A 7,218-nucleotide genomic window follows, 5' to 3' on the forward strand; every position below is an offset into this window, starting at 1 on the left:
GCTGCTTATTTTGAAAGCCTCGCTGCACAAAAAGGGTGTCTCATAAGCCGATTTTTCGCTTAGAGACACCCTTTCTCCATCCTCACCTATCCATTCAACAGCGCTTCTTGTTGAAAAGTACCGATGAGATTGTCCGATTCGACTATCATGTTCTTTTTTCGGCTGCTTCGGATTATTCCGCCAGCATGCGATACGGCTGTTCGAGCATCCCTTTTAGCGTCTGCAGGAAAGCGGCCGCCGGGGAGCCGTCAATCGCACGGTGGTCGAATGTCAGGCTGAGCGGCTGAATATGCCGCTTTTGCAGTTCATCTCCCACAAAGACCGCTTCCGGCATCGCGCGGCCGAGGCCAAGAATACCGATCTCCGGCGGGTTCAAAACAGGTGTAAAAAACTCCACCTCGTAGTTTCCAAGATTGGTAATCGTAAACGTTGAGCCTTTTAATGTTTCCGCCTGGATGCGGCCGCCTCTAACGTCGTCCGCGTTGGAACGGATCCGGCTGGATAAGTCTCTCAGCGACAGACGGCACGCATCATTGATCACCGGCACCATCAAGCCGCCATCCAGCGCTACTGCGATTCCGAGATGGACGCGGTCATGCAGGGCAAGCTGGCCGTTCTCAAGGGTCGCATTCATTTCCGGGTGCTTTTTCAGCGAAGCAATGACCGCTTTAGCGACAAAGTCAGTCAGCGTAAGCTTCACGCCGCTTTCTGCCAGCGACTCATTCATCTGCTTGCGAATCGTCATTAAATCCGTTACATCTGCCCTCATCGTAATGGTCAGCTGTGCGGTTGTCTGCAGGCTGTCAAACATGCGCTCCGCAATCACCTTGCGCATACCGGCAAGCGGTTTACCTGATGCAGAAGAGCGGGAAGACATCGGTTCTACGTCTGCTTCCGGCGCCGGCTGAACGGCTGCGGCGGCCGGCTGTATATTATGGTTTAAATGGCGTTCCACGTCAGACCGGGTAATCCGTCCATTCGGCCCTGTTCCCGGAATGCCGGTTATATCCAGATCATGTTCCCTGGCAAGCTTGCGGGCAGCCGGTGAAACGCGGGTTCTGCCGCCATTTCTTTGTGCTTTTGCGGCGGCCGGCTCTGGTGTCTGTTCAATCGAAGCCGGTATTTCCTCCGGCATATCCGGCGCTTCCTGATGAAGCTCGGCTTGAGGTGCATTTGCCGCTTCCGTTTCTTCCCCTGCTGCACCAACAAATCCGATCGCTTCGCCGACTTTTACCACTTCATCTGGAGACGCCTCGATTTTCAGCAAAATCCCGTCTGCCGGCGCTTCTATATCTTTCTCAATTTTATCTGAGCTGATCACGGCGACTGAATCCCCTTTTTTTACTTCATCGCCCTCCTGCTTTAGCCATTCAACGATCGTTCCTTCTTCCATCCCCATACCGAGCTTCGGCATAATCAACTTTACAGCCATCGCTAATCCCCCTTTATATCACCAATTCGTTGCCGGTCATTTCCTGAACGGCTTTGATGATTTTATCTGGTGTTGGCAAATAAATGTCTTCCAAAGATGGAGCAAATGGAACCGGTGTATGCGGCGCGGTGACCATTTTGATCGGCGCATCCAGATAGTCAAATCCTTTGTCGGCCACAAGGGCAGCGATGTCAGTTGCCGCACTGCAGCGCGGGTTGGCTTCATCGACGACAATAAGCCGCCCTGTTTTTTCAACCGATGATAAAATCGTATCCTCATCAAGCGGCGACAGAGTGCGCGGATCGATAATTTCGGCTTCCACCCCATTTTTGGACAGCTCAGCCGCTGCTTTGATAGCGGTGTGCACCATTTTGCCGATCGCCACAATGGTCACGTCTTCCCCTTTCCGCTTAATATCGGCTTTTCCAAATGGGATGCGGTAGGACCCTTCCGGCACCTCGCCTTTCATCGTATACAGCGTTTTGTCTTCGAAAAAGACGACCAAATCATCATCAAAAATAGATTCGAGAAGAAGCCCTTTTGCATCATACGGAGTGGATGGAATGACGACTTTAAGGCCTGGAATGTGCGTAAAAAAGGAATACAAGCTTTGAGAGTGCTGGGCTGCGGCACGGAAGCCTGCACCATGCATCGTCCGAATGGTGAGCGGCACCTTCGCTTTTCCGCCAAACATGTAGCGCAGTTTAGCTCCCTGGTTCATCACTTCATCCAGACAGCTGCCGATAAAGTCGTTAAACATCAGTTCAGCAATCGGGCGCATTCCGGTAGCAGCCGCGGTCACCGCTGCACCGACGTAGCCCGCTTCCGCTATCGGTGTATCAATAACCCGCTCCCGGCCAAATTCCTGTACAAGCCCTTTTGTAACCCCCATTACGCCGCCCCAGGCTTCTTCATCCTGCAGGTGGTCTACCGCTGCGCCGCCCGCTACATCTTCACCGAGCAGAATCACATCCTGATCTTCTCTCATTGAAAGAGCCATCGCTTCGTTTACGGCCTGTGAAAAAGTGATTTGACGTGTCATCGTGCAGCACCTCCATCTGTTTTATACGATACATACACATCTTCCATCAGCTGCTCTGGAAGCGGATATGGGCTTTTTTCCGCAAACTCGACGGCACGATCCACCGCTCTCCGCACATCGTCATCCATTTGGTCGAGCTCCGCTTCGGTCATAATCCCCTGCTCGGTTAAGTATGTGTAAAACTTTTTAATGGCATCGAGGTCATCCAGATGCTTGACTTTCTCTTCGCCTTTATATGTCTGGGCATCCCCTTCAAAATGGCCGTAGTTCCGGTACGTGATACATTCGATTAATGTCGGTCCTTCACCGTTACGTGCCCGCTCTACTGCCCGCTGCGCTGCTTCCCGCACGGCCACCACATCTTTTCCATCTACTGTTTCGCCTGGAATGCCGTATCCGATGGCCCGGTCGGCAATCGACTTACAGCTGGAGGCATAATGGAAAGGCGTCGCTTCTGCAAATCCATTGTTTTCCGCGACAAAAATAACCGGTAAGTTCCAGATCGCTGCCATGTTAATGCCTTCATGGAACGTTCCGTGGTTATTGGCGCCATCCCCGAAAAAGCAAACCGCCACGCCGCCTGTTTTTTTCAATTTATGCGTCAAGCCGGCCCCGACAGCCAGCGGAAATCCTCCGCCCACAATGCCATTGGCTCCGAGCATTCCTTTTTCCACGTCAGCAATATGCATCGAGCCGCCTTTGCCTTTGCAGAGCCCGGTCGCTCTTCCGTAAATCTCTGCCATCATGCCATCTAAATCACAGCCTTTGGCAATACAGTGGCCATGGCCGCGATGGGTGCTTGTAATGTAGTCCTTATCGTCGAGATGAGAGCAAAGGCCGACTGCAATCGCTTCTTCCCCTGCATACAAATGAACAAAGCCAGGCAGAATTCCCGTTCCAAAAATATCGTGAACCCGGTCTTCAAAGTGGCGTATTTCAAGCATTTTTTGAAACATCCATGTGGCTTCTTCTTTCGAAATAGTCGGCTGGTTTGTTTGCGTTTGTGACACTGGTACCCTCTCCCTTTCATTGATAAATGAAATAGAAAACGCTTTCAGTATACTTAATGCAAACATCGTGCCAATTCGAGAAAGCACCCGAATAAAGGAATATCCCAGCCCAAAACATCATTTTTCCCGCCGCTGTCCCACCATGTCTCAATTCATCTCATATTGTTTCAGCTTCCGGTAAAAAGTGCTGCGGGGCATTCCAAGCTGTTTTGCTGCAGTAGGAGCATGGCCTTTTGCTTCTTTTAATACCCGCATAAATTCTTCCCGTTCGATTTCCTGGCGGCTCGTCCATTGTTTCTCATCCTCTGTCTCAAATGAGATCATGCAGTCCGTCGGCGATAAATTCGCTGGTACATCATCGCCATACAAAATACGAATACGATCCAAAATATTAAACAGCTCACGGAAGTTTCCCGGGAATGCGTGCTGCTTCAGAACATGCAGGAGAGATGCTGGAACCGTTCCTTTCCAATGTGTCCGTTTCTGGTAGTCCTGGATAAACCATTCAAGATCGCAAAGCCGTTGGCGGAGCGGCGGCAGGCTCAATGGAAACACATAAATCCGGTAAAAAAGATCCTCACGCAGCTGTCCTTTCTTTACAAGGTCAATTAAGTTCCGGTGGGTAGCGGTAATAATCCGGATATTAACGGGGATGGGCTTGGAGGCACCGACCGGCATGACCTCCTGCTCCTGCAAAACACGCAGCAGTGAAATCTGCATTTGCTCTGATATATCGCCAATTTCATCTAGAAACAGCGTGCCTCCGTCCGCATCGCGGATTTTCCCCCGGCGGCCGCTTCTGCTTGCGCCTGTAAAAGAGCCTCCTTCGTAGCCGAACAGCTCGCTTTCCATCAATGAAGGCGGGATGGCACCACAGTTTACGGCAATAAACGGCCCATTTTGGCGGCTGCTGTTTTCGTGAATAGCCCGCGCCAAAATTTCTTTACCTGTGCCGGTTTCACCGTGAATGTGCACGGCTGCGTCTGTTTTGGCGACGCGTTCTGCCTGCCAAAGCACATGCTGGAATGGTTCTGCTGTACCAATGACCCCATTGTAATGAAAGGTATTGATCCAGCCGGGCGCAGCCGGTGCTTTCTTTGCAGCTGAAAACTGAACGAGGCGGCCGATTTGATAGGAGCGCGGTTCATCGAATACATCCCGCATTACATCCTGTATCCATGCCCTGTCTGGCAGATCCTCAAGCGGAAACGGCACGGTCATTTGACACTTCTCTTTCATCGTGTCGTTCATCCATACAACCAAACCGGATGCAGAAACCGCCGCAATCGGAGCGGGGTGCTGGCGATAAAAAGAAGCCGTCATAATGAGCGACTGTTCGTCCATTTTCTCCATCGCTGCCCACTGCTGCTCGACCGCAAAAGAGGCGGCACACACAGCTGCCAGCATATGTTCATGACGGGAATCTTCCACGGGGCTTGTGATGTCCAATACACCTAAAAGCGTACCGTCCGGCGCGTGGATGGGAGCCGCTGAGCAGGAAAAGTGCTGGGAGGCGACGGAATAATGCTCTGTACCGACCACTGTGATGGCTTCTCCTGTTCTGAGAGCGGTTCCAACTGCGTTCGTGCCAACAACGTCTTCTGTCCATCTGGAGCCTTCTATAAAATTGATTTTAGAGGCCTGCTTTAAAGCAGGGTCCGGACCGCGCGCTGCTAAAATGTAGCCGTCCTTATCGATAAGCAGGATGATCGTGTTTGCCTGGCGGATCGAAGTGATCATTTTCTCCATAATGGGAGCTGCAATCGAAGCAAGCCGGTCATTTTTCTCCAGCCGCGTGCGAAGCTGATCCGGTGTTAAAATGTCGCTTCCTTTGCCGTCGTATGGATTGACCCCGCTTTTCTGGCATAGATACCAGGACTCTTCAATCCGTTTTTGCAGACGTGCCGTATCGAGCACTCCTTCTCTCACGAAGCGCTGCCATACATTCCGATTTACTGTTTCATTGGTCATTGAAAAACCTCCCCGTTTTGAAAATGAAACATGCCTGCCTCCGCCCAAAAGCCTTTCCTTCCGGTTCTTCATACGCTCCCCACTGCAAAACAAAAAAGCGGATAAAAGGCGATTCCTTTTATCCGCTTGTCAGCACACGGCTTACCCGGCAAATACTTCTGTCCATTCTTGACGTTTAGCAAGCATATTGCGCGCGATTTCTTTTGCGCCTTCCAGGCTGTGGCTTGCTGCCCAGCCGCACTGCACTTCGTTGCAGGCAGGCACTTCTGTCGCTTCCAGCACGTCTTGTAATGTTTTTTCAAGGATGTTTAAAATGTCATCGTAATCTTCGTGATTGATTACCGCGATGTAGTAGCCTGTCTGGCATCCCATTGGGCTGATGTCGACAATTTTATCCGAATGGTTACGGCTGAATTCCGCCATCATGTGCTCCAATGAATGAAGAGCCGGCATTTCCATATGCTCTTTGTTCGGCTGGCAGAAACGAATATCATATTTTAAAATTTTGTCCCCGTTTTGGCCTTCTTTTACGCCGGCAAGGCGGACATAAGGCGCTTTTACTTTTGTATGGTCTAAATTAAAGCTTTCTACGTTCATTTCTTTTGTCATGTTTAAAAAACCTCTTTTCTTTTTACTATATCATTGCATCGCAAAAAGGGAAACTTGCTTCCAGCTGCCCTCTTCTTTTTGAAATACCATCATCTGCCGGGTGGTCTGGCTGACTTCTTTGCCTGTTTTGATATCCTTCGACGTCGATTTCATATTCATGAAAACGTTGGCGGTTTGGGCCGTTTGATCATACTGGATAATCGTTATATTTGCCGGCTCCATTACAGCATCAAATGTTTGAAATACCTTTTGTACATACGCTTTTTCTTCATCATAATCAAATGACTTCGGATTTTCGGAAATAGTCTCCATATAGCCATCAAGATCTTTTTTATTGAATGACTGGATTTGCTGGTTCAGCGCAGCCAAAATAGCGGTCCTTTCCTCGGGAGGGATATTTTTTGCTTCTTCAATAGGCGCCCGTGCTGTGTTACTTTCTCCTGTTTCGGCCGTTCCGTGTGTTTCCTGCTCGGCGCGGCTTGATTCACCGTCCTCTGCTGAGTGAGCGGCCTGGTCGTTTTTCTCGCCGCATCCTGCGAGCAGTACACCGGTTAAAAAAAGAGCAGCTGTCCATTTATGGTTCACCGTCCGTGCACATCCTTCCAAGGCCTGTCCGAAAGAAGTACGGCAAGGCACCGCACCTCCCGCCTTTGATCCTTATTTCTCTTTTATTGTAAAAGAAAAAAGGCCCGCGCTCAACCAGCGCAGGCCGTTTTTTCAATAATAACGTCTGAAGGGCGGACGGCCGTAGAAAAACGGCGTCAATAAGCTTCCTGTTAAACCGCCGAAAAATCCACCTAAAAATGGATTCTGATAGCCGCCATAGTAATAAGGAGGCTGATAATACGGCGGGTATGGCGGATACGGATAATAATAAGGCGGGCGTACGTTGAACGGACTCATCTTCATCGCTCCTTTCGCTTGTAGTGTATGCAGCAAAAGAAAGGGTGGTGAGTGCCCGGTTATCGTGATGAATAGGTACCGACTCTTGTTTATCCGCCGTTCTTCTACAAAAAAAGCCCCATAATGAAGTGAACCCAAAAAGTTAGACACATAATTTATTAAGCAGCCTCTAGGGCATGCGTTCGGTATTCCACCGGGCTCATGCCCTTTAATTTTGTCTTGATTCGTTTGTGATTATAGTAATTGATATA

The 7,218-nt window shown here is 50.0% G+C and carries 8 protein-coding genes; all 8 read right to left on the reverse strand.

Features of this window, described 5'->3' with window-relative positions:
* Nucleotides 1–172: 172 nt before the first annotated feature.
* A complete protein-coding gene (locus M3221_RS24515) occupies nucleotides 173–1,432 on the reverse strand; it encodes a dihydrolipoamide acetyltransferase family protein (RefSeq protein ID WP_251274681.1) in 1,260 nt (419 codons plus the stop codon).
* Nucleotides 1,433–1,445: 13 nt separating this feature from the next.
* Complete coding sequence (locus tag M3221_RS24520) at nucleotides 1,446–2,474, reverse strand: alpha-ketoacid dehydrogenase subunit beta (RefSeq protein ID WP_251274682.1); 1,029 nt, start codon at nucleotides 2,472–2,474, stop codon at nucleotides 1,446–1,448.
* Nucleotides 2,471–3,430: a thiamine pyrophosphate-dependent dehydrogenase E1 component subunit alpha gene (locus M3221_RS24525; protein ID WP_251274687.1), complete on the reverse strand. Its 960-nt coding sequence runs from the start codon at nucleotides 3,428–3,430 to the stop codon at nucleotides 2,471–2,473. The genes M3221_RS24520 and M3221_RS24525 overlap by 4 nt, the downstream gene beginning before the upstream one ends.
* A 201-nt stretch (nucleotides 3,431–3,631) precedes the next feature.
* Nucleotides 3,632–5,455, reverse strand: a complete 1,824-nt coding sequence (locus M3221_RS24530) for a sigma-54-dependent Fis family transcriptional regulator (protein ID WP_251274683.1) — start codon at nucleotides 5,453–5,455, stop codon at nucleotides 3,632–3,634.
* 141 nt (nucleotides 5,456–5,596) lie between these two features.
* Complete coding sequence (locus tag M3221_RS24535) at nucleotides 5,597–6,064, reverse strand: S-ribosylhomocysteine lyase (RefSeq protein WP_251274684.1); 468 nt, start codon at nucleotides 6,062–6,064, stop codon at nucleotides 5,597–5,599.
* 30 nt (nucleotides 6,065–6,094) lie between these two features.
* The gene (locus M3221_RS26660; RefSeq protein ID WP_251274685.1) at nucleotides 6,095–6,649 is read right to left on the reverse strand and encodes a nuclear transport factor 2 family protein; all 555 of its coding nucleotides are present in this window, start codon (nucleotides 6,647–6,649) and stop codon (nucleotides 6,095–6,097) included.
* 132 nt (nucleotides 6,650–6,781) lie between these two features.
* Nucleotides 6,782–6,967, reverse strand: coding sequence for a hypothetical protein (locus tag M3221_RS24545; protein ID WP_251274686.1), 186 nt, complete (start codon nucleotides 6,965–6,967; stop codon nucleotides 6,782–6,784).
* A gap of 158 nt (nucleotides 6,968–7,125) precedes the next feature.
* The coding region (locus M3221_RS24550; protein WP_251274688.1) for an IS3 family transposase at nucleotides 7,126–7,218 on the reverse strand (93 nt) is incomplete at its 5' end.

The sequence above is a fragment of the Domibacillus indicus genome (genome assembly GCF_023715895.1).
In the GTDB taxonomy this organism is placed as follows: Bacteria; Bacillota; Bacilli; order Bacillales; family Domibacillaceae; genus Domibacillus; species Domibacillus indicus_A.